At 65.1% G+C, this 22,395-nt stretch carries 23 protein-coding genes and 1 tRNA gene; 9 read left to right on the plus strand and 15 right to left on the minus strand.

The window, feature by feature from the left end:
* Position 1 precedes the first annotated feature (1 nt).
* From AC0L58_RS09925 to pilV, 3 genes are read right to left on the minus strand one after another with little or no spacing between them, the layout of a single operon-like run.
* On the minus strand, positions 2-634 hold the full coding sequence (locus AC0L58_RS09925; protein ID WP_473682927.1) for a pilus assembly PilX family protein: 633 nt from the start codon (positions 632-634) through the stop codon (positions 2-4).
* A gap of 56 nt (positions 635-690) precedes the next feature.
* The gene (locus AC0L58_RS09930) at positions 691-2,073 is read right to left on the minus strand and encodes a prepilin-type N-terminal cleavage/methylation domain-containing protein (RefSeq protein ID WP_473688684.1); all 1,383 of its coding nucleotides are present in this window, start codon (positions 2,071-2,073) and stop codon (positions 691-693) included.
* The gene (gene pilV, locus AC0L58_RS09935; protein ID WP_473682929.1) at positions 2,073-2,603 is read right to left on the minus strand and encodes a type IV pilus modification protein PilV; all 531 of its coding nucleotides are present in this window, start codon (positions 2,601-2,603) and stop codon (positions 2,073-2,075) included. Before pilV ends, AC0L58_RS09930 begins: the two co-directional genes overlap by 1 nt.
* Before the next feature lie 336 nt (positions 2,604-2,939).
* Here pilV and pyrC point away from each other — a divergent pair, with 336 nt between their 5' ends.
* Positions 2,940-3,992, plus strand: a complete 1,053-nt coding sequence (pyrC, locus tag AC0L58_RS09940) for a dihydroorotase (RefSeq protein ID WP_473682931.1) — start codon at positions 2,940-2,942, stop codon at positions 3,990-3,992.
* A 59-nt stretch (positions 3,993-4,051) separates the two neighbouring features.
* Here the strand turns inward: pyrC and AC0L58_RS09945 are convergent.
* From AC0L58_RS09945 to murJ, 8 genes are all read right to left on the minus strand, one after another.
* Positions 4,052-4,127 (minus strand) — tRNA-Thr (locus tag AC0L58_RS09945).
* A 314-nt stretch (positions 4,128-4,441) separates the two neighbouring features.
* The gene (ispH, locus tag AC0L58_RS09950; RefSeq protein ID WP_473682933.1) at positions 4,442-5,404 is read right to left on the minus strand and encodes a 4-hydroxy-3-methylbut-2-enyl diphosphate reductase; all 963 of its coding nucleotides are present in this window, start codon (positions 5,402-5,404) and stop codon (positions 4,442-4,444) included.
* An 11-nt stretch (positions 5,405-5,415) separates the two neighbouring features.
* Positions 5,416-5,712 (minus strand): type II toxin-antitoxin system RelE/ParE family toxin, encoded by a 297-nt coding sequence (locus AC0L58_RS09955; RefSeq protein WP_473682935.1) that lies wholly within the window; start codon positions 5,710-5,712, stop codon positions 5,416-5,418.
* Positions 5,709-5,933 (minus strand): addiction module protein, encoded by a 225-nt coding sequence (locus AC0L58_RS09960; protein WP_473682937.1) that lies wholly within the window; start codon positions 5,931-5,933, stop codon positions 5,709-5,711. The genes AC0L58_RS09955 and AC0L58_RS09960 overlap by 4 nt, the downstream gene beginning before the upstream one ends.
* A gap of 35 nt (positions 5,934-5,968) precedes the next feature.
* Entirely contained in the window at positions 5,969-6,469 is a 501-nt protein-coding gene (gene lspA, locus AC0L58_RS09965) for a signal peptidase II (protein WP_473682939.1), read from the minus strand.
* 130 nt (positions 6,470-6,599) lie between these two features.
* Positions 6,600-9,563, minus strand: coding sequence for an isoleucine--tRNA ligase (locus AC0L58_RS09970; protein WP_473682941.1), 2,964 nt, complete (start codon positions 9,561-9,563; stop codon positions 6,600-6,602).
* Positions 9,564-9,780: 217 nt separating this feature from the next.
* Positions 9,781-10,734: a bifunctional riboflavin kinase/FAD synthetase gene (locus AC0L58_RS09975; protein ID WP_473682943.1), complete on the minus strand. Its 954-nt coding sequence runs from the start codon at positions 10,732-10,734 to the stop codon at positions 9,781-9,783.
* Between the two features lie 49 nt (positions 10,735-10,783).
* Positions 10,784-12,391: a murein biosynthesis integral membrane protein MurJ gene (gene murJ, locus AC0L58_RS09980; protein ID WP_473682945.1), complete on the minus strand. Its 1,608-nt coding sequence runs from the start codon at positions 12,389-12,391 to the stop codon at positions 10,784-10,786.
* 232 nt (positions 12,392-12,623) lie between these two features.
* Between murJ and rpsT the strand changes: the two genes are divergently transcribed.
* Both rpsT and AC0L58_RS09990 read left to right on the plus strand, forming a co-directional pair.
* A complete protein-coding gene (gene rpsT, locus AC0L58_RS09985; RefSeq protein ID WP_007804840.1) occupies positions 12,624-12,887 on the plus strand; it encodes a 30S ribosomal protein S20 in 264 nt (87 codons plus the stop codon).
* Between the two features lie 178 nt (positions 12,888-13,065).
* Positions 13,066-13,992 carry a tetratricopeptide repeat protein gene (locus AC0L58_RS09990; RefSeq protein ID WP_473688686.1) on the plus strand — a complete coding sequence of 309 codons (927 nt, stop codon included), beginning with the start codon at positions 13,066-13,068 and terminating at the stop codon, positions 13,990-13,992.
* Between the two features lie 111 nt (positions 13,993-14,103).
* Here the strand turns inward: AC0L58_RS09990 and AC0L58_RS09995 are convergent, their stop codons facing one another.
* The 3 genes from AC0L58_RS09995 to AC0L58_RS10005 all read right to left on the minus strand — a co-directional run bounded on the left by AC0L58_RS09995 (position 14,104) and on the right by AC0L58_RS10005 (position 15,948).
* Positions 14,104-14,961, minus strand: coding sequence for an FTR1 family iron permease (locus AC0L58_RS09995; protein WP_473682946.1), 858 nt, complete (start codon positions 14,959-14,961; stop codon positions 14,104-14,106).
* Between the two features lie 4 nt (positions 14,962-14,965).
* Positions 14,966-15,289 (minus strand): cupredoxin domain-containing protein, encoded by a 324-nt coding sequence (locus AC0L58_RS10000; RefSeq protein ID WP_473682947.1) that lies wholly within the window; start codon positions 15,287-15,289, stop codon positions 14,966-14,968.
* An 89-nt stretch (positions 15,290-15,378) separates the two neighbouring features.
* A complete protein-coding gene (locus AC0L58_RS10005) occupies positions 15,379-15,948 on the minus strand; it encodes a hypothetical protein (RefSeq protein WP_473682948.1) in 570 nt (189 codons plus the stop codon).
* A 160-nt stretch (positions 15,949-16,108) separates the two neighbouring features.
* Here AC0L58_RS10005 and AC0L58_RS10010 point away from each other — a divergent pair, with 160 nt between their 5' ends.
* The 6 genes from AC0L58_RS10010 (at position 16,109) to AC0L58_RS10035 (ending at position 21,790) form a co-directional block, all read left to right on the plus strand.
* Complete coding sequence (locus AC0L58_RS10010; protein ID WP_473682949.1) at positions 16,109-16,906, plus strand: enoyl-CoA hydratase-related protein; 798 nt, start codon at positions 16,109-16,111, stop codon at positions 16,904-16,906.
* Between the two features lie 69 nt (positions 16,907-16,975).
* Positions 16,976-18,970, plus strand: coding sequence for an acetyl/propionyl/methylcrotonyl-CoA carboxylase subunit alpha (locus AC0L58_RS10015; RefSeq protein ID WP_473682951.1), 1,995 nt, complete (start codon positions 16,976-16,978; stop codon positions 18,968-18,970).
* 141 nt (positions 18,971-19,111) lie between these two features.
* Entirely contained in the window at positions 19,112-20,011 is a 900-nt protein-coding gene (locus AC0L58_RS10020) for a hydroxymethylglutaryl-CoA lyase (protein WP_473682953.1), read from the plus strand.
* A 101-nt stretch (positions 20,012-20,112) separates the two neighbouring features.
* Positions 20,113-20,601, plus strand: a complete 489-nt coding sequence (locus AC0L58_RS10025) for a GNAT family N-acetyltransferase (RefSeq protein WP_473682955.1) — start codon at positions 20,113-20,115, stop codon at positions 20,599-20,601.
* Positions 20,602-20,610: 9 nt separating this feature from the next.
* On the plus strand, positions 20,611-21,213 hold the full coding sequence (locus tag AC0L58_RS10030; protein ID WP_473682957.1) for a YdeI/OmpD-associated family protein: 603 nt from the start codon (positions 20,611-20,613) through the stop codon (positions 21,211-21,213).
* Between the two features lie 13 nt (positions 21,214-21,226).
* Positions 21,227-21,790 carry a GNAT family N-acetyltransferase gene (locus tag AC0L58_RS10035; protein WP_473682959.1) on the plus strand — a complete coding sequence of 188 codons (564 nt, stop codon included), beginning with the start codon at positions 21,227-21,229 and terminating at the stop codon, positions 21,788-21,790.
* A gap of 41 nt (positions 21,791-21,831) precedes the next feature.
* Here AC0L58_RS10035 and AC0L58_RS10040 read toward each other — a convergent pair whose 3' ends face one another.
* Positions 21,832-22,263, minus strand: coding sequence for an RcnB family protein (locus tag AC0L58_RS10040; RefSeq protein WP_473682961.1), 432 nt, complete (start codon positions 22,261-22,263; stop codon positions 21,832-21,834).
* Positions 22,264-22,395: the final 132 nt, after the last annotated feature.

Raw genomic sequence — 22,395 nt, forward strand, 5'->3', positions numbered from 1 at the left:
CTCAATTGCTCTTGGCCGCGAAGGTGCTTTCCATCACGCGTACGGTATTGGCGCTGCCACCCGTGGCGCGCGCGGTAATACGGTAGATATGCCGACTGGTGCTGGCTGTTCCGGTGCCGGTGCTGCCGGTGACGCCAGATTCATGCAGGCCACCACTGATTCCCGGGGGCAATTCGACGCCCAGATCCTCAATGATGTAGCGCGGGTTGTCGGCCAGGTGCCCGGTAGTGGTGCTGGTGTAACCCGTACCGCTGTAACCCTTGTACTCGGTTGATCCGGCCGTGACCCAACCCTGCTGGGTGCGAAAGTTCACCACGTTGGTAATCGGATTGGCCGGGTCAAAGATGTAGCAGTCGGTAAAAATGCCGGTCCCGCAAGTGAGCGGCGCCGTGATGTTGCTGGTGCTTGTCCACAGCTTCCATTCGGCACCACGCAGCGCCGTCTGCGCACTCATTTCTGCCTGCTGCGCGTTGTGCAAGCCACCGGCCATGCGCTCCTGCAGCAACGAGCGTCCCGAAGCGCTGATCGCCAAAATCGTCAGCAGGATCAGGAAGATCAGCGCCACCACCAGTACCGCGCCGCGCTGGGCGCGCGTGTTCGCTGGCATGGTGGAACGGCTTTGCGGGATGAACATGGCTTGCTCCGGTCACTCATCGCGCGGCGGTGCCCACAAGCGGCACCACCACGACATCAGGGGTTGTAGTTGCGTACAGGGATCAACACGTTGAATTCGCGCCGAAGCAGCGGATCGGGGAAGCCCTGGTCGCTGGGCGTGATGGCATGCGCGCTGATGGGTTTGACGCCACTGCCGTCCGCGCTGTAGCTGTAATCGAGCTGGTTGCCGGTGAGCGTGTAAAGCGGGGTCTGGCCATCCATCAACAGGCTGACCTCGATGCTCTGAATGCCCCGCCACAAGCAGCCAGTGCCGGTGACAGCATCCAGCTCGCCCGGCGGGCAATCGGTGGATGCGTCGACTTCTGCGGCAGTGAGAAAACTGGTCTTGCCGTCGGCATCCTGCACACCATATCGGAAGTCCAGCCGCTCCACGCCGCGCACCAGCTCATCCTCGGACGCGCCTGGTTGAGCCGGCGTGACACCATCAGACTTGAGGCCGCCGTTGACGCGTCGCACCAGCGCACCGGTAAATGGCGCCTTGCCATCGTTGTTCACGCTGACCAGGCGCAGGTAGTAAGTAACGGTCTGGAAATCGCGATTGACATCGAAGACCTTGGGCACCGATTCCGGCTGCTGGGCAACCGGCAAGTTGGCCGCGCCCGTGCCGAAACCGCTGGTGGTATTGGCCACCGGGGTGATCGTGGGCGAGGCGAACGTGGCCGGGAAAATCTGTGCATTGGAGCAGTCGGCCAGCATGAACAAATCACCATTGGTGGCATTGGTCAGCGGCGGCTCGCCGGTTTGCGGATTCAATGTAATCGACGTCACCGTGCCGACGCTGCCGCTGGTTGCAAGGCTGCTGCCGGCGCCCCCGATGGCCCACCCACTGGACGGATTGACGTAGCGCACGGTGAGCACGTCGGCTCCCTTCACACGGTTGCCAAGCGCCGTGCCCATCGCCGGGATGGTGCTGATCGGCGTGTGCGGGTCAACTGGCGTGCACCCGGTCAGCGTGCATTCGTAGCCGCGCATGAACAGGAATGAGGGCATCGAATACGGCGCGGTGGGAGCGGATGGATACGAGCCGGCGCTCCAGGCCGTGCTGACGTCGCCCAACGCACCACTGGCAGCCCCGACGGCACCGATCAGTTGCTTCGCGTACACCTTGGGCGCACGGATGTGGTCAAGCGCGTTGCCACCGGCGCCCACCTTGGCCACACCACCCGTATTGGAACAGTACTGCCCATTGGCCATGCGCAAATCGGTACCGATCCGGGTCACCGCAAAACGGCCGGCTTCCTGCAATTGCGCCAACTGATTCTGTGCCTTGTTGCTGCTGGAGGTCGAGGCGAACACGGTGACGATGCCGGCAGCCACCAGCAGGCCGAGCACCATTGCCACCATCAACTCGATCAAGGTGAAGCCGCGTTGACGACGCGGCAGCATGCGGTAGGCCATCACGGCTGGAACTCCCAGGAAAACGTCTGCAACGCACTTTGCCGATTGTTCTTGTCGCCAGCCTGCTGCTCGTTCCATGTGATCTGCATCTTGCAGGTACCACCGTAGGGCGGCCGCATGGCCAGTTGAGAGGTGGGATCGTAGCCCGCGCTGCCGACGCCACTGCAATCGATGGTCGCCGCAGGGTTCGGCAGGAATGCACGCAACTGATTGCTCCACAGCCGCTGGTCGTGGGTGGCCAGCTGCGCTGCATCGCAGGCCGAGCCCGAAGCGCAACCGACAGTACCTGCCGCAACCGGATAAGCCGTGCTGTTGTAGTCGCCTGTCCACACCGCGGCCGGGTTCGCGCTCATCCGCCCCGCCATGCTGTTGGCAAGGAACACCACCTGGGTACGCAGGTAGGCGGCATGGTTGGAGCGCGTGGCCATCACCATCAGGCTGGCCAGACCGATCAGGCCGATGCTGAAGATCAGCACCGCCATCATCACCTCAATCAACGAGATGCCTCGCTGACGCGACAGGACTTGCATGGAATTCTCCCTGATACCCCTGCATGCACTCTACCCATCATGCCGGCCAGCACCAGCCCCCAGCCGACAAGCGGTAGTGATTCGCCGACAAGCGGCGCCGAGTACACCGAAAAAGTGATCGCGATCACGTATTGGCAGCGCGACCACCGCTGTCGGGCGATAATAGGCGGATCGGGCGCGCGACGCTGGGAGCCGATCGACACATCGGCGCGCATGTCGTTGCACACCGCCCTGCCGCCCTCACCCGCCGGAGCCCTGCATGCCTGTTTGCCAACTTGTCCCCCGGCCTTGCACCGGATCATGGGCAACCGCCCTTCCCGACACAGGCGGTGTCCGATGACCGCCGCGCGCCTGGAGATCTGCCGCCCCGACGACTGGCATGTGCACCTGCGCGACGGGGACACGCTGGCTTCCGTCGTCACCGATACCGCTCGCCGATTTACTCGCGCCATCGTGATGCCAAACCTGAAACCCCCTGTGACGACGGTGGCGCAGGCGGAGGACTACCGCCAACGCATCCTCGCCAGCCTGCCGCCAGACACCGGCTTTCAGCCGCTGATGACGCTGTACCTCACCGAAGCCACGCCGGTGGAGGAGATCGAGCGCGCCAAGGCCAGCGACAGCGTGTTTGCCGTCAAGTACTACCCGGCTGGCGCCACCACCAACTCGCAGGACGGCGTGCGCGACCTTGCCCGCGTGCACAAGGTGCTGGAAGCGATGGAACGGCTGGATATGCCACTGCTCCTGCATGGCGAAGTGACCGATCCGGCGATCGACATCTTCGACCGCGAACGCGTGTTCATCGAGCGTCACCTGATGCCGCTGCAGGCGCGCTTTCCCGGTCTGCGCATGGTGCTGGAGCACATCACCACACGCGACGCAGTCGATTTCGTGAGCGCCGGACCCGCCAACCTGGCGGCGACCATCACGGCTCATCACCTCCTGCTGAACCGCAACGCGATCTTCGAAGGCGGCATCAACCCTCACCACTACTGCCTGCCGATCCTCAAGCGCGAAACGCATCGTGCCGCGCTGGTGCAGGCAGCCACCAGCGGCAATCCGCGCTTTTTCCTGGGCACCGACAGTGCACCGCACCCACGCCAAGCGAAAGAATCCGCCTGCGGTTGCGCCGGCGTGTACACGGCCCATGCTGCCATCGAGTTGTATGCCGAAGCCTTCGAACAAGCCGGCAAGCTGGACCGTCTGGAGGCCTTCGCAAGCTTTCATGGCCCGGACTTTTATCGGCTGCCTCGAAACAGCGGACGCCTCATTCTGGAGAAGCGCCCCTGGACGGTACCGGCCGACTTCGCGCTCGGGACCGCCACCTGTGTACCCATGCGTGCCGGCAAGAGCGTGGCATGGGCACTGCTGGACGCCGAAGCGGGTTGAGCCCTCCACAGACGACAACGGCCCGGTCGATGGACCGGGCCGTTGTCATTGCAAGTATCTGGTGCCGGAAATAGGAATCGAACCTACGACCTACGCATTACGAATGCGCCGCTCTACCAACTGAGCTATTCCGGCAAAGAGCCGATGATTTTACGGTGCACGCCATGGCAGCGCAAGGCACTCGCCGCGAGAGGCGCTGCAACCCCAGCAGTTGCGTTGCCTGAGGTCTTGCGGCGGGCATAGCCCGCCCTACGACCAGCGCCCAAGTTTCCCAAGCCGTGCCCGGCGCCGCCGCGTAGGGCGGGCTCTGCCCGCCGGCTCTCGTTTGGCCAGCGCCGGTGGCGGCCGGCGCGTGCATTCGAGGACTTGGTGTGACCTGAAGGTGCGGCGGGCGGAACCCGCCCTACGTGCTCGCTGGCGCTTGAGTCGGCGGCCCGACGAGGCGCTGATCAGAGGCTGACGGACGGCTTGTCGGGCACGACGCGCAATTCCTTCGGCAGGGCAAAGGTGATGGTTTCCCGTTCGCCGTCGAGCTCATGCACATCACCCGCGCCCCACGACTGCAAGCGGGCGATCACCTCACGCACGAGCTTGTCGGGCGCGGAGGCACCGGCGGTCAGGCCGATGCGCTTGACGCCCTCGAGCCAGCCTTGCTCGATATGTTCGGCGCCGTCGATCAGGAACGAGCGCACACCCTGCTTTTCGGCCAGCTCGCGCAGGCGGTTGGAATTGGAGCTGTTGACCGAACCCACCACCAGCATCAGGTCGACCGCATCGGCAAGCCGGCGCACCGCGTCCTGTCGGTTTTGCGTGGCGTAGCAGATATCGTCCTTGCGCGGACCCTCGATGCCCGGATATTTCGCGCGCAAGGCGTCGATGATCGCCTTGGTGTCGTCGACCGACAGCGTGGTCTGGGTGACGTACGACAGCAGATCGGGAAATTTCGGGTGCAGTCGTTCGACCGATTCCAGCGATTCGACCAGCAGGATCTCGCCAGAATTGGCCGGATTCCACTGTCCCATGGTGCCCTCGACCTCCGGGTGACCGGCGTGGCCGATCAAGACCACGCTGCGGCCGATCCGGCCCAGCCGAGCCACTTCCATGTGCACCTTGGTCACCAGCGGACAGGTGGCGTCGAAGACTTTCAGATCGCGGTGCTCCGCTTCCTCGCGCACCGCCTGGGACACGCCGTGCGCGCTGAAGATCACCGTGGCGCCATCGGGCACTTCGTGCAGCTCCTCGACGAACACCGCGCCGTCGGCGCGCAGCTTGTCGACCACGTAGCGGTTGTGCACCACCTCATGCCGCACGTAAATCGGCGCGCCGTAGGATTCCAGCGCACGCTCGACGATCGCGATCGCGCGATCGACGCCGGCGCAGAAACCTCGGGGATTGGCGAGCAGGATGTCCATGACTACCTCATTCAGCCGCGATCGGCCCAGTACAGGGGCCGCCGGCGTTTGTGCATGATGGCAAGGATTCGAACCTCATCGCCAGCCACCCGATACAACAGTTGATACGGAAAGCGCCCTGCGCTTCTGCGCCGGACGTCACCGCGCAATGGCGACCCGACAAATGGATGTTCCAATATCTCCGCCAGGACGGTTTCGACGACTGACAGAAACCTTCGCCCAAGACCAGGCGCTTCCGATTCGTAATAGTGCACCGCTTCGCGCAACTCGGCCTCGGCGAGGCGATTGAACGAAGCCACCAAACTCATCCAAACGCTGCCTTCAAATCGTCAATAACCTGTCGTGCCGGAGCCGAAGAGAGCTTCCCCTCCTCAACAGCCGCATCACGGCGCTGCGCTTCATCCAGCCAAAGGCACTCCACCTCGTCCGCAGAGAGGTCGTCCAGGCTTTCCAGCAGCCGACCAGCCATGTCCGCGCGCTCGCGCGCATCGAGCTTGAGCGCTTCCTTGATCAGATCAAGTTGATTCACGATATGCCTCCGCAGCCGACATGCCACGCGGCGCATTATCGCACGCCATCCCCGGACTTGCCGGCAAACAGGCCGAAGGCGATCAGCATGACAGCGCCCACCGTGATGGCGCAGTCGGCCAGGTTGAACACCGGATAGCTCCACTGGCGGAAGTACACCTGGATGAAGTCGGTGACCTGGGCCGCATGCAGGCGGTCGATCAGGTTGCCGATCGCCCCGCCGATGATGAAGCCCAGTGGCGCGGCGGTGCGCCAGTCGCGCCGCGGCGTGCGCGCCAGCCACACCACCAGCACCGCACTGATCACCACCGCCAGCACGACGAAGAACCAGCGCTGCCAGCCTGCGCCATCGGCCAGAAAACTGAAGGCGGCGCCGCGGTTGAACGCCAGCGTCCAGTTCAGGAAGCCGGGAATCACCTCATGCGGCATGCCCGCAGGCTGCAATGCGTGCAGCGCCCACCATTTGCTGAGCTGGTCGAGCACGATGACGACGGCGGACAGGGACAGCCAGGTCAGTGCGTTGGGCTTGGGGTTCATGCCGTGCGGTGCTCGGTGATGAAATGTTCAATGGTTGCGGAGCGCGGATAGGCGGCGGGCGGAGCCCGCCCTGCGAGAGCGTCGTTCGCGACAGGGCGGGCTCTGCCCGCCGGCTCGTCGAAACACCCCATCAGAACCAGCGCCGATCTTCGCCCGGCCCCTCGACATTGCCGACGCAGCGACCGCACAGCTCCGGATGCCCCGGGTGGCTACCCACGTCATCGCGTCGATGCCAGCAGCGCACGCACTTGGCCGCGTCGCTGACCGAGGCGGAGACCCAGGCTTCGGCGCCGTCCAGCTCGACCCTGGCGACATCGTCGGAACGCGGATCAAGCGGTGCCAGATCCAGCTCGGAGGTGATGAAGAAGAAGCGCAGCTCGTCGGCACTCTCCGCGTAGCGCGCGCGCAAGGCGTCGTCGGCGTGGACGACCACCTTCGCCTCCAGCGCAGCGCCGATCTTGTCCGCCTTGCGCATGCCTTCGAGCACGCGCGAGGCAGTGTCGCGGATCGCCAGCAGGTCGGCCCAGTAGCGACGCTGTTCGGGCGAACCCTGGCAAGATGCCAGGCCGTCGTACCAGGTCTCGAACAACACGCTCTCGCCGCGCTCGCCCGGCATCGCCTGCCAGATTTCCTCGGCGGTGAAGCTGAGCACCGGCGCCAGCCAGCGCACCAGCGCCTCGGTGATGCGGTACATCGCGCTCTGCGCGCTGCGGCGGCCATGGCTGTCCGTCGGCATGGTGTAGAGCCGGTCCTTGGTGATGTCCAGATACAGCGCACCCAGCTCGTTGGTGCAGAAGTTCTGGATGCGCGCCACCACTTCGGGAAAGTCGTAGCGTTCATAGGCTGCGAGGACGGCCTGCTGCACGTCATGTGCCTGCTGCACGGCCCATTGGTCGAGCAACAAGCTGTCTTCCACCGGCAGCAGCTGCGTGGCCGGATCAAACCCGTGCAGGTTGCCGAGCAGGAACTTCGCGGTGTTGCGGATGCGCCGGTAGGTATCGGACACGCGCTTGAGAATCTCGTCGGAAACGGACATCTCGTTGCGGTAGTCAGCCGAGGTGACCCACAGGCGCAGCACGTCGGCGCCGAGCGTATCCATCACCTTCTGCGGCGCCACCACGTTGCCCAGCGACTTGGACATCTTGCGGCCGTTCGCATCCACCGCGAAGCCGTGCGTCAGCACGTCGTCGTAGGGTGCGCGACCGTGGATCGCGGACGAGGTCAGCAACGAGGACTGGAACCAGCCGCGATGCTGGTCGGAACCTTCCAGGTACATCACCTTGTAGGCCGACGCATCGCCCTGCTGCAGTTCCGGGCGCTGGCCGATCACGGCGTAGTGCGTCACGCCCGAATCGAACCACACGTCCAGCACATCGCTGACTTTCTCGTAGTCGTCAGCCTGGTCGCCGAGCAGTTCGGCAGGCTCCAGCGTGAACCACGCATCGATACCGCCCTGTTCCACCCTCTTTGCGACCTGTTCGAGCAGCGCGACGGAATCCGGGTGCGGTTCCTGCGTGGCCTTGTGCACGAACAGCGCGATCGGCACGCCCCAGGTGCGTTGGCGCGAGATGCACCAGTCCGGACGGCCCGCCACCATGCCGGCAATGCGTTCCTCACCCCAGCCCGGCACCCAGCGCACGTCCTTGATCGAGGCCAGCGCGGTCTTGCGCAGATCCGCCTGCTCCATCGAGATGAACCACTGCGGCGTGGTGCGATAGATCACCGGCGTCTTGTGGCGCCAGCAGTTGGGATAGCTGTGTTCGATCTTCGCGAACGCGAGCAGCACGCCACGCTCGCGCAACACGTCGACCAGCGCGTCGTTGGCCTTCCAGATATGCATGTTGCCCAGCTCGACGTCGCCGGCAAGCGGGGTGTCGGCGCGATAGGCGCCGCGCGGACCGACATAGTTGAGCAGGCCGATGCCGTACTGGTTGCCGACCACGAAATCCTCGACGCCGTGGTCGGGGGCGGTGTGTACCGCACCGGTACCGTCTTCGGCGGAAACGTGATCACCGAGGATCACGGACACTTCGCGCTCGTAGAAGGGGTGCCGCAGGCGGGTGTGTTCCAGCGCCTGGCCGAGTGCGTGGCCCAGCGCCGGGGCGCCCCCATCCGCCCGTTGGGCACCTTCCCCCGCTTGCGGGGGAAGGAAATCAGTTGCGCCCCCAGCTTGCGGGGGAAGGAAATCAGTTGCGCCCCCCGCTTGGAGGGAAACGGAATAGCGTGCGCGCACCTGCTCTGCCAACGCGCTGGCGACCACCAACAGCACGCGGCGACCGTCGCGCGCCGGACCTTCGATCAACGCGTATTCCAGGTCCGGCCCCAGCGACACCGCCTGGCTTTCCGGCAGGGTCCACGGCGTGGTGGTCCAGATCGGGATGGCGACGATGGCGTCGCCCGCATCCACGCCGAACTTTGCCGCCAGCGCCTTGCCATCGACCGCATCGTAGGCCACGTCAACCGCCGGCGAGACCTTGTTGCCGTACTCGATTTCCGCCTCGGCCAGTGCCGACGCACAGTCGAAGCACCAGTACACCGGCTTGGCGCCACGCATCACATGGCCATTGGCCACGATCCGCGCCAGCGCGCGCAACATGTCGGCCTCGTAACTGAAATCCATGGTGCGATACGGCTTCTGCCAGTCGCCCAGCACGCCCAGGCGCTTGAAGTCGTTGCGCTGCGTGTCGACCTGCTCGGCCGCGTATTCGCGACACTTCTGGCGAAACTCCGCGGCATCGAGCTTGGCGCCGGGCTTGCCGAACTTCTTCTCGACCGCGATCTCGATCGGCAGACCGTGGCAATCCCAGCCCGGTACATACGGCGCACGATGACCGGACAGCAGCTTCGACTTGACCGTGACGTCCTTGAGAATCTTGTTGACCGCATGACCGATGTGGATCGCGCCATTGGCATAGGGCGGACCGTCGTGCAGCACGAAAACGCTGTCGCGCCCCGCGGTCTTCTGCTGGATCTGCGCATACCGATCCACCCGCTCCCACTCCGCCAGCCACTGCGGCTCGCGCTTGGGCAGGTCGCCGCGCATCGGAAAATCCGTCTGCGGCAGGTTGATCGTGCTCTTGTAGTCGTGGGTCATTGCCAGTTGCCGTTACCTGAATTGACGCGCCCACCGAATATCGGCAGACAAAGAGTGCAACGTTAAACGATACGGGGACGTACCGGAATACTTGAGGTGTGGCGGCCTGCCGCCGCCCGGCCGTTTGCTGATGCGGCCAGGGGAGTCTTCATCGACCCGTGAATGGCCTGGAATTTGTCCTCGCATCGCCGAATTTTTGCGTTACCCCCGAAACCTGTTAAGCCCCTGCCAGCCGCGGATTCATGCCCAGCACCTCACGCGCCATGCTCGAATCCAGCGCCATCTGCGCCTTCAACGGGTCCAGTCCGTCGAATTTCTTCTCATCGCGCAGCTTGGCCACGAATTCCACCGCCATGCGCTGGCCGTACAGGTCGCCCTCGAAATCGAACAGATGGACTTCCAGCAAGGGCTGGCTGACCTGGTTCACGGTCGGGCGCACGCCCAGGCTGGCCACGCCCGGCCAGCTGCATTCGCTCTCGCCCAGGCCCACGCGCACCGCGAATATCCCGTGCACCGGGCTGACCCGTTTGTGCAGAGGGATATTTGCCGTGGGATAACCCAACGTGCGACCGAGCTGATTGCCGTACTCCACCTTGCCGTCGATGACGAAAGGGCGACCCAGCAGCGGTTCGGCACCGGCGAACTCGCCTGCCGCCAGCAGCGCCCGCACCCGGCTGGCCGACACGCGCGCTCCGTGCAACTGGATCTCCGGCATGGTGCAGGCCGTGAAGCCCAGTTCCGCCCCCATCCGTTCCAGCAGCGCCACATCGCCGGCACGTTTGTGGCCGAAGCGAAAATCCGCGCCGACCCAAACCTCGCGCGCTGCCAGCCGCTGCACCAGCACACGCCGCACGAAGTCCTCGGCAGACATCATCGTCAAGGCCCGATTGAAGCGCAGCAGCAAGGCGTGCTCCATGCCGGCCGCGGCAAAGCCGCGCAACTTGTCGCGCACACTGGACAGACGTGGCAGCGGCTCGGTCGAGAAGAACGCACGCGGCAGCGGCTCGAAACTCACCACGACGGGGCTGCATTCCAGCGCGCGTGCGCGCTCGCCCACCTGGGCCAGCAACGCCTGGTGCCCCCGATGCAGGCCGTCGAATGCGCCGATCGCAATCACGCTGCCGCGCGGCGCCAGACAGGGGCCGGCAACATCCCTGGAAAGTCTCATCATCGCCTGAGTATAACGGGCGAGCGGCCATGCCAAAGCGGCTTGCGCACGCTCATCCGCCACGCAGGTCACGCGGCCGCAAGCCTGCGGCGAACAAGGTCGCGGCGTAGCTCAAACCACCGGCCAGCACCAGCACGGCCAGCCGCCACACCCGGGTGGCGACCGGCACGCCGGACCAATCCGGCCACAACCAGCGCCCGAACCCCAGCACCAGCACCATCGCGGCGCAGGCCAGCAACAACCGGCCCCAATGCCTCGCCCAGCCGGGCTGACGCTCGTAGACCCCGGCCTTTTTCAGCCAGTGCCACAGCAGCAGGAAATTGACATAGCTGGACAAGGCGCTGGCGATGGCCAGACCCAGGTGCAGACCCGGCACCTGTCCGATGGCTTGCAGCCAAGCTTGCTGTTGCAGCGCGGGCGGCGCCCACAGCTCGAACAGCAACACGATGAAGATGCCATTGAACACCATGCTGGCAATCATCGCTATCACGCCCGCCCGCACCGGCGTTTTGGTGTCCTGCCTCGCGTAGAAGGCCGGCAACAGCACCTTGACCAGCGCGTAGGCCGGCAGTCCGCAGCACAGGGCCAGGATCGACAAGGTGGACATGTGCGTGTCGAACGCGTTGAAGCGGCCGTGCTGGAACAAGGTGGACACGATCGGCCCGGCCAGCAACAGCATGGCCAGCATCGCGGGCAGCGCGATCAGCCAGGTGACGCGCAAGCCCCAATCCAGCGCCTTCGAGAAACCAAGATGGTCGGTACCCACATGGTGGCGCGACAGCGACGGCAGGATCACCGTGCCCAGCGCCACGCCGAAGACGCCCAGCGGCAACTCGAGGAAGCGCGTCGACAACGAGAACCAGCTCTGCGACCCGGTCACCAGCAGCGAAAGGATCACCGTATCGAGCAGCAGGTTCACCTGCATCACCGACGAACCGAACAGGGTCGGCACCATCAAGCGCAGGATCCGGCGCACCGGAGGGTGAGTCCAACCCCAGCGCGGCCAGACCAGCAGATCGAGCTTGCGCAGCGCGGGCAACAGGAACGCCAGCTGCAGCACGCCCGCCAGCAGCACGGCCCAGCCCATCGCCATGATCGGCACCTGCAGGCGGGGCGCCAGCCACAACGCGCCGGCAATCATGCACAGGTTGAGGATCACCGGTACCAATGCCGGCAAGGCGAAGCGATGGAAGCTGTTCAGCGCGCCGGCCGCCAGCGCGGTCAGCGAGACGAACAGCAGGAACGGGAAGGTCAGACGCAACAGGTCGATGGTGAGGTCGAACTTGTGGGGCTGGTCCAGGGCGCCGGGCTCGAACACGGTGGCCAGCTGCGGCGCAAAGATCAGCCCCAGCGCGGTGATCACCAGCAACACCGCGCCGAGGGTGCCGGAGACGCGAGACATCAGCCGCCGCAGGTCCTCGTGCGTGCCGGTTTCCTTCACCTCGGTGAATACCGGCACGAACGCCGTGGTGAACGAGCCCTCGGCAAACAGCCGACGCATGAAATTGGGGATTCGGAATGCCACCCAGAACGCATCGGTGGCGCCGGTGGCGCCGAACACGATGTTTATCGACATGTCACGAATCAGCCCAAGCACGCGTGAAACCATGGTCATGCTGCTGAACGAGAGCAGCCCGCGGAACATGCTGGGGGACTTCATCGGGAACGGGTTACCTTGGCGGCCGGCAATCGGGTACGGCGCATAGTTTGACAGTCGCCACGGGCAGGAGGACAGCCCGCAATGTGGCAGAATGAGGACCTCGCCGCCGTCGCGATCTCCCGCCCGCGGCGACCAGACCCGAAACAAGGCCCTAAATGATTGACGCAGCGGTGAATCGACCGCATAATTGGCGTCTTTTTCCACCCACAACACTGCATTCCGGAGTTCTACCTTGGCCAACATCAAGTCCGCGAAGAAGCGCGCGCGCCAGTCCGAACAGCGCCGCCTGCGCAACATCAGCGCACGTTCCATGGTCCGCACCGCCCTGAAGAAGGTCGTCAAGGCCATCGAGGCCAAGGACAAGGCAGCCGCCGTTGCCGCCTTCACCGCCGCCCAGCCGGTGATGGATCGCTACGCCGCCCGTGGTCTGATCCACAAGAACAAGGCCGCTCGTCACAAGAGCCGCCTCAACGCGAAGATCCGCGAGCTGGCGTAAGCCGCTCACGCGATCCGGGTTGAAGGGAAAGGCCGGCGCAAGCCGGCCTTTTTCGTGCGCGGCGGGCCCCGAAGCGCGGCAATTCACGCTTGTACGCAAGACCGCCTAACGGATCCACCCGCTGGCAACCGCCGTTGACCCGCCAGGCCAGCGAGGCGTAGGTTTCAGGGCATTGGCGATGCAGTTGCTAGAGGAGAATCCCATGATTGCTCGTCCTGCTCTCACCCCGTTTGCGCTTGCGTGCCTGCTGCTCGCCATGCCATGCGCCGGCATGGCGCAGACCGAGTCAGCATCCTCCCCGGTAGCACCCGCCGCGCCGGAGGCGCCCATCTACGATTCGGCGCACAACTTCAATCGCATGACCAAACACCAGTTCACCTCGGTCGAGGACGACGCGCGCCCGGGCGAGCATTTCTTTGCGGTGGCAGTACGAGCCTTCCAGAAAAAGGAATACCGTTTCGCGGTCGAGATGTACAAGGTCTCGGCGTCGTGGGCCTACAAACCCGCGGAATACAATCTGGGCGTGATGTATGCCCGCGGCCAGGGCGTGCCTGTCGACATGCCGCGAGCGCTCGCGTGGTTCGTGCTGGCAGCCGAACGAGGCGACAAGACTTACGCGGCGGCAGGCAACCTGATCAACTCGAAACTGACTGATGCCCAGTTCAAGCAGGCCAACGCGATCTTCGGTCAGTTGCGACCGGTCTACGGCGATGAAACCGCCCTGGTGCGCGCCAAGGCACGCTGGGCGATGGTACGGGCCGGCAAGACCGGAACCCGCGTGGGTTCACTGGCCGGCAACCTCCGAGTCGGCGGTACACAGATCGGGTCAGTATCGGCCAGCCCGGCCAATACCGCGGGCTCGGCGCTCCGACACGTCGCCACCGGTGCCGACGAGATCCTTGGCGCCGGCTCGGTCGATGGCTCCATCGCCTACCGCCAACTGGTCTCAAGCAAAAATCCCTACGACCCCAAGTTTGCCTGGCGTCCCGGCCATCGAACCGTGACGGTGGGTACGTTGACGCCGGCTGGAAAGGGGAATGCCAAGGCGACGTCGAAATCGTCCAACCAACCCACGAATCCACCAGCAAACCCAGAACTGCACTGACCGCGCCGCCGTCCTTTGACGAGACGCCGCTTCCAAGGCGCCCGCTCCTGCGGGCCGGGGTTTTGGTATTCGACGCCGCCCCGGTGGGCTACGCCTGCGTTCCTGGTCGAATCAGGCAGCTGCGTCGAGCTTGATCGCGGAGGCCCCGCCTGCCTTGTGCCCGGAAGCGCGCCGTGACGCGCCCCCGAACAGCCGCATGCCGAGCACCAGGGCGATTACCACCACCGCGTAGAACACCAGCTGGATACCGGACGGCTGCGCATCGTAGCCGATCAGGATGTGCAGGATCTTGCCGAATACCGATCCGTCGGAAAGCAACCACGAGCTGTCCCACACCTGGCCGCCGAGTTCGGGCAGAAGGTTGGCCTGGACCAGGTAGCGCGCCGCGCTGGAAGCAAGCCCGGCGGCCAGCAGCACCAGCATCCAGTTGGTGGCCGTGAAGAAATAGCGCAGCGGAATGCGCAGCAAGCCGAAATACAGCAGAAAGCCCACCGTGGTGCCACCAGCCAGGCCGATGGCCAGACCCCGAACCAGGCCGTCGGCGCCGCCCGCCACCATGCCGTACAGGAACAACACGATTTCCGAGCCTTCGCGCAGCACCGCCAGCGCCACCACCGCCAGCAGCAGGGTCAGCGAGCTGGCGCCGGTCTGCACCGCGCCGCCCACCGCCTTCATGTGCTGCGCCAGTTCGCGGCCGTGGCTGGACATCCAGATCACGTGCCAACCGATCATCAGCACCGCGGCAAACAGCACGCAGGCGTTGAACAATTCCTGACCCACGCCACTGGCCGCGGCGGAAATCACCCCGGCAAACATGGCCACCAGCACGGCGCCGAGCACGCCCAGTCCGATGCCGCCGCCGATGAACCAGCCGCGCCTGGCGACGCCGCGCGTCGCAGCCGCGACCACGGTGACGATCAATGCCGCCTCGAGAACTTCACGAAAGACCAGTAGCGCGATACCCCACATGGACCTACTCCGCTATCAAGATGCCCTGGGCGGTGTCCTGGTGGAAATCGCCGAAAAACTTGTACTCGCCGGCCTTCAAGGGGCCGACGAACACGGTGATGGTGCCGTGAGGCATGACGATCTTCTCGCGATTGAAGTCATTGCTCTCGAACTCCTCCGGCGTCGAATCCTGGTTCACCACCTTGATCTTGATCTTGGTATCGGCCGGCACCCGCAGCGTGGTCGGCTCATAGCGGTGGTTTTTTATGGTCAAGGTGTATGTCGGCACTTCGCTCGCCAGTACCACCATGGGCAGGGCGAACAGGGCCGCAATCAGCAAACGTTTCATGGCGACATCCGGATCAGGTTTGTGAATAGTAATGGTTCGCATTTGTGTCAACAAGCGCGACCATCCCGGTGGTTCATCCGCGGTATCGCTTACTTGCCCGCCGGCGCATAGCGCAGGTTGTCCAGCAAACGGGTGCGTGGCCGCTGCATGATCAGAAAGGTGTTGCCGGCCACTTGATGACAAGCGGTGCACGATGCGGACAATCTGTCGTAGGCCTTGGCGAAGGCTGCCTTGTCCTGCTTGGCCAGCGCCGCCTGCACCTCCTTGATCGCCGGATTCATGATCGAGGGCATGACTTCGGACAATTTGTCCGGCTGCATCTCCGCCGCATCGCCATTGGTCTGCTCTATGCCACGCAAGGCTTCGCCCAGTTCACCCACCATGAAGTAGGCCAGGGTCCAGTTGCCCGACTCGCCCGCCCACCACAACCGGTCGTGGCGGATCTGCAATTCCAGCATTTGCTGGCCCAGCTCCGGCGCCGGGTGTTGCTGCTGCAATTGGGCAACCTGCGCCTTCAGCGCGGTGACCTCCTTGAGCAACGCGGCCTGCTGGCTGTCCGCTGACGAGGACGACTGCGCCGCCATGGCGAAGGTGCTCCCGGCAACTGCCGCAGCGGCAACTCCGACAATGGCAAACAACTCGATCAAACGGCGGGACATGATTGACTCCAATTGAGAACGATTCCTATCCCTGCATCATCCCCGCTTTGCCCGGCCTGGCGCAAGGGCCTCTTCGCAACGAACAGTCGTCGCCGCGACGCCTCGGTTCCCGAGGTCACCGTTATGATGGTGCGTTGACAGCGACTTCCGAGCACAGCCCATGACCGATTCCATCCTCAGCGAACGCCGCGGCCCCGTTGCCTGGCTCAGCCTGAACCGACCGAAGATCCACAACGCGTTCGACGACGCCTTGATCGCCGCCCTCACCGACGCGCTGCTGCAAGCCGATGCCGACCCCGACGTGCGCGCCGTGGTGCTCACTGGCAACGGCAGTTGCTTCTCGGCCGGCGCCGACCTGAACTGGATGCGCGGCATGGCCGGCGCCAGTGAGCGGGAAAACCGTGAGGATTCGCTGCGTCTGGCGCGGTTGATGCGCACCCTGCAGTTCGTGTCCAAGCCCACCATCGCACGCGTCAACGGTGCCGCCTATGGCGGTGGCGTCGGGTTGATCGCCTGCTGCGACGTCGCCTTCGGTGTCGACACCGCCAAGTTCGCGCTGTCCGAAGTGAAGCTGGGGCTGGTGCCGGCGGTGATCTCGCCTTACGTCGTCGCCGCCATCGGCCTGCGCGAAGCACGGCGACTGTTCATCAGCGGCGAAGTGTTCGATGCTGCCACCGCGGCGCGCATCGGCCTGTTGCACGCGGCGCTGGCCGCCGATGCGTTGGACGACGCTGTCGAACGCCAGTTGCATCTGCTCGGCAAGGCTGGCCCGCTGGCCCAGCGCGAAGCCAAGCAACTGGCGTTGCGCGTCGCGGGTACCGACGTGGAGCAGGCCGAGCGCATCGACCAGATCAACGCGCAGCTGATCGCCCGCCTGCGCGTGTCACCGGAAGGTCAGCATGGCCTGGCCGCGTTTCTCGACAAGCGCGCACCACGGTGGGTCGGCGGCGGCGAATGAGCGGCACCTGCCGCGTGATCTGCTAGCTTTGGCCGATATCCATCGGCATGAACGGTTTCAAGGATTTCCATGTTCGAACGCGTACTGATAGCCAACCGTGGAGAAATCGCCTGCCGCGTGATCCGCACCTGTCGCCGCCTCGGCATCCACACCATCGCGGTGTACTCCGAGGCCGACCGTGACGCGCAGCACGTGCGGCTGGCCGACGAGGCCTGGCCGATCGGCGGCCCGCGGCCGGCCGACTCCTACTTGCGCGGCGACGCGATCCTGGAGGTAGCGAAAAAGGCCGGTGCGCAGGCGATCCATCCCGGCTACGGCTTCCTCTCCGAGAACACCGGCTTCGCGCGCGCCTGCACCGATGCCGGCATCACCTTCATCGGGCCGAAACCGGAAAGCATCGAGGCGATGGGTTCCAAGGCCGAAGCCAAGGCCTTGATGGAAAAGCATGCGGTGCCGCTGGTGCCTGGCTATCACGGCGAAAACCAGGACGCTGCCTTCCTCGCCGAACAGGCCGGCAAGACCGGCTTCCCGCTGATGATCAAACCGGCAGCCGGTGGCGGTGGCAAGGGCATGCGCATCGTTCGCGCCGCCGCCGAGTTCGCCGAGGCGCTTGCTTCGGCCCAACGCGAGGCGACCAGTTCCTTCGGCGACGCGCGGATGATCCTGGAGCGCTACGTCGAACATCCCCGCCACATCGAGTTCCAGGTATTCGGCGACTCCCGCGGCAACGTGATCCATCTCAACGAGCGCGAATGCTCGTCACAGCGCCGCTACCAGAAAGTGCTGGAGGAAACGCCCTCGCCGTTCCTCGACGAGGGCCGCCGCAAGACCATGGGCGAAGCGGCGGTGGCGGCCGCCAAGGCGGTCGATTACGTCGGTGCCGGCACGGTCGAGTTCATCGTCGCGCAGGATGGCGAGTTCTTCTTCATGGAGATGAACACACGCCTGCAGGTGGAACATCCAGTCACCGAAATGACGCTGGGGCTGGATCTGGTCGAATGGCAGCTGCGCATTGCCGCAGGCCAGCCCTTGCCGCTGCGGCAGGATCAGGTGCGCGCGCATGGCCACGCGATCGAGGTGCGCCTGTACGCCGAGGACCCCGACCAGAACTTCCTGCCCGGCTCCGGCAAGCTGCAGACCTTGCGGTTGCCGCCCGCGTCGGAGCACGTGCGCCTGGACGGCGGCGTGATCGAGGGCGACACCGTGACGATCTTCTACGACCCGATGATCGCCAAGCTGATCGTGTGGGACGTGGATCGCGTGCAGGCCCTGCAACGCTTGCGCAAAGCGCTGGCCGCCAGCGAAATCATCGGGCCGAAATCGAACATCGGATTCCTCGAAAGGCTGGCTCGGCACCCGGCCATCGTCGAGGCACGCATCGACACCGGCTACCTGGACCGCCATCTCGACGAATTCCTCATCGGCGACGCCGAGCCGACCGACGACGTGTTGTTCGCGGCGGCCACGGCGGCACTGCTGAACGACGAAGCACATGTCGCCAGCAACTCCTCCGACCCGCACTCACCGTGGGCCCGCGCCGACGCGTGGCGCATCGGTCACCCCGGCAAGCGCATCGTGGCGCTCACCTGGCGCGAGCAACGCTTCGAAGTCGAGGCTCGCGGTCACGCCGGCAACTATCGACTGCGCCACGGCGAAACCGAATGCGACGTGGCGGGCGCGCGCCTGCGCGACGACAACCTGAGCGCGCGCTTTGGCGGCGAGGCACGCCGCATCGCCTTGCGCAGCGACGCCGCCCATGTCCTGCTGCACGATGCCAGCGGCCAGCGCTACAGCTTCGCCCGCGCGATCGCATTTGCCTGGGAATCCAGCGACGCCGCCGGTGGCAACCAGCTGGCTGCGCCCATGCCCGGCCGCATCGTGCTGGTCAAGGCCAAGGTCGGCGACAGCGTCGAACAAGGCCAGGAGCTGCTGGTGATGGAAGCGATGAAAATGGAGCTGGCCTTGAAGGCACCGCGCGCCGGCACCATCGAAAGCATCAACGCCACGCAAGGCGATTTTGTCGAAGCCGATGCCGTGCTGGTGAAGTTCACCTCGGATGCGTAGGGCGGGCTCTGCCCGCCGCGCTTGACGGGATGGTTCGTTGAAAAGCCGGCGGGCAAAGCCCGCCCTACGCCACGATGGATCGTGAACACCCGGCGGGCGAAGCCCGCCCTACGTCGCGCCACCTCCCTGCCGGAGCTCCTGATGACCCTCTCCAACCACGTTCGCATCGTCGAAGTCGGCGCCCGCGACGGCCTGCAGAACGAGAAAGCGCTGCTGCCTGCCGAGGTGAAAATCGCGCTGATCGACCGGCTGTCCGCCGCCGGCCTGCAAACCATCGAGGCAACCAGCTTCGTCAGCCCGAAGTGGGTGCCGCAACTGGCCGATGCGGCCGAGGTGTTCCGCGGCATCCGCAAGCTGCCCGGCGTGAGCTACCCGGTGCTGGTGCCGAATCTGCAGGGCTACCAGCGTGCACGCGAGGTGGGCGCGACCGACATCGCCGTATTCAGCGCCGCCTCCGAAGCGTTCAACCGCAAGAACATCAACGCCTCGATCGATGAGTCGATCGAGCGCTTTGTCCCGGTGATGGAACAGGCGAAGGCCGATGGCGTGCGCGTACGCGGTTACGTCTCCACCGTGCTGGGTTGCCCCTACCAGGGCGCGGTGCCGCTGAGCGATGTGGTGCGCGTGGCCCGACGCCTGCATGAGATCGGCTGCTACGAAGTCTCGCTGGGCGACACCATCGGCGTCGGTACCCCGGCCAAGGCGCGCGCGATGCTGCACGCGGTGGCGCAGGAAGTACCGATGGACGCGCTGGCTGTGCACTTCCACGACACCTATGGCCAGGCGCTGGCGAACATCCTCGCCTGCCTGGAGGAAGGCGTGCGCGTGATCGACAGTTCCGTCTCCGGCACCGGCGGCTGCCCGTATGCCAAGGGCGCTACCGGCAACGTGGCCAGTGAGGACGTGGTCTACATGCTGCACGGCATGGGCATGCAAACCGGCGTCGACCTCGACCTGCTGATTGCCACCGGCGCCTGGCTGGCGGCCCAGTTGCACAAGGAAACTGCCAGCCGGGTCACCCGCGCGCGCACGGCAGCCTGATCGGCGCGCCCTGACATCAGCGACTGCAGCCTGCCGAAAGTCACTGGCGCGCAGATCGCGGGATGGAATAATCAGTCGCCCCACCCCACCACTCTCCATCCATGCCAGCAGCCTTCCTGATCCGCCCGATCGAGCCTCGCGACAATGAAACCGTCGCCAGGATCATCCGCACCGTGATGCCCGAGTTCGGCGCCGATGGCCCCGGCTTCGCGATCCACGACACCGAGGTGGACGCAATGTTCCAGGCGTATGCGCGGCCCGCCAGCAGCTACTTCGTGGTCGAGCGCGACGGCGTGGTGGTGGGTGGCGGCGGGGTCGCTCCGCTTGAGGGCGGCGAGGCCGATGTCTGCGAGCTGCGCAAGATGTACTTCCTGCCGGTCGCGCGCGGTATCGGCGCAGGCAATGCCATGATCCAGCGTTGCCTCGATGCCGCCCGCGCGCACGGCTTCAAGCGCTGCTACCTGGAAACGCTGACCGGCATGGACGCCGCACAGACACTCTACAAACGCAGCGGGTTCACCGCCTTGTGCAGCGCGATGGGCGGTACCGGCCATCATGGCTGCGACCGTTATTTCATCCGCGACCTGTGAGGCTACGCCATGCCCGGCCACGATCCCCGTATCGACGCGTATATCGCAAAATCCGCCGAGTTCGCGCAACCGATCCTGGAGCACCTGCGGGCACGGGTGCACCAGGCCTGTCCCGACGTCGAGGAAGGCATCAAGTGGGGCATGCCTTTCTTCAGCTACAGGGCCGCGCCGATGTGCATGATGGCGGCGTTCAGGCAGCACTGCAGTTTCGGCTTCTGGCTGTCGCGGGAGGTCACCGGCGGCAGCGACGAGGACGGCATGGGCCAGTTCGGCAAGCTCGCCACGCTGAAGGATCTGCCTTCGGACAAGCAGCTCGCGGTGTACCTGAAGAAGGCCATGGCCCTGAACGAAGCCGGCGTGAAAAAGGTTCGCGGCAAGGCTGATGCGAAACCCGCACCGGCGCTACCCGACGACCTTTCCGCACTGCTGGCCAAACGGATGCACGCCGCCGCGCGCAAGACGTGGGCCGGATTCCCGCCCGGCGCACAACGTGAATACGTCGACTGGATCACCGAAGCGAAGACCGACGCCACCCGCCGGAAACGCCTCGCCACCACGCTGGAATGGCTGGCCGAAGGCAAGAAACGCAACTGGAAGTACGAAACATGTTGAGGCCCCGCCACCCATGATCCGCACCGCCAGCCTCGATGATGCCGAAGCCATCCACGCGATCTACGCCCCGGCGGTGAGCCACGGCACGGCCACCTTCGAAACGGTCCTGCCCGGCGCCCCCGCCATGCGCGAGCGCATCCGTGCCCGCCTGCAACACTACCCCTGGCTGGTGTGGGAGGAGTCCGGCGAGGTATTGGCTTACGCCTACGCCGGCCGCTTCCGCGAACGCGCCGCCTACGACTGGATCGCCGAAACCTCGATCTACGTGCGTGCCGACGCACATCGCCGCGGCATCGCGCGCCGGCTTTATGGCGCACTGCTTGATGCAATGCAGCTGCAAGGCATCACCCAGGCCGTCGGCGTGATCACCCTGCCCGGCACGGTCAGCGTCGCGATGCATGAAACCATGGGTTTCAGCCCCGCCGGCGTGTGGCGCCAGTGTGGCTACAAGCTGGGGCAATGGTGGGATGTCGGCGTGTGGCAAAAAACGCTGCAGCCAGCCACGACACCGCCGCCGAGGGTAACGCCGTTTCCGGAGTTGGCCGACACCCCGGCGATGCGCGCCTTGCTGCGCTGAGCGGACGGCGCACGCCGACTCAAACCAGGCCCGAGGCTCGCCTACTGGTTGAGCAGCAAGTCGACGATGAGCCCGGTGGTGATCGCCACCAGCAGGAAGTCACCATTGTCGCTGCGCACCCAGTGATAGCCGCGTGGCGGCTCGCGCAGATGGCGATAGCGCCAATCGGTCACCACGTACCGGGTCCGATACTCCACCGGCAGGTAACCGCCGCGCCGGTACCAACCTTCGTGCCTTCCGCGATCGTGCCAATTCTTGTAATGGCCGTGGCCTTTGCCGTGTCTCTCATCGCTACGCACATACCAATCACGGTCATGATCACGATCATGCCCCTCGTCCCGGTGATCACGGCTCTGCGCATGACGGCCATGGTCATGGTCATGATCCTGATCATGGTCTTTCGCCAGCACTGCGCCGCTGGCAAGCATCAGGGTCACGCCACACGAAACAGCAATACCCAGAAATCTCTTCATGCCATGTCCCCTCCAAGTGGATGGATGAGCCAACCCGTCAAGGCCAGGCCGGAAGATCCGGCCGTCCGACGATCCGACGACAACTTGACCGCTCCCGCCCGAACACCACGTGAATCGGCCGCAACGACGGTT

The organism is Rhodanobacter sp. G2-10, from assembly GCF_055809185.1.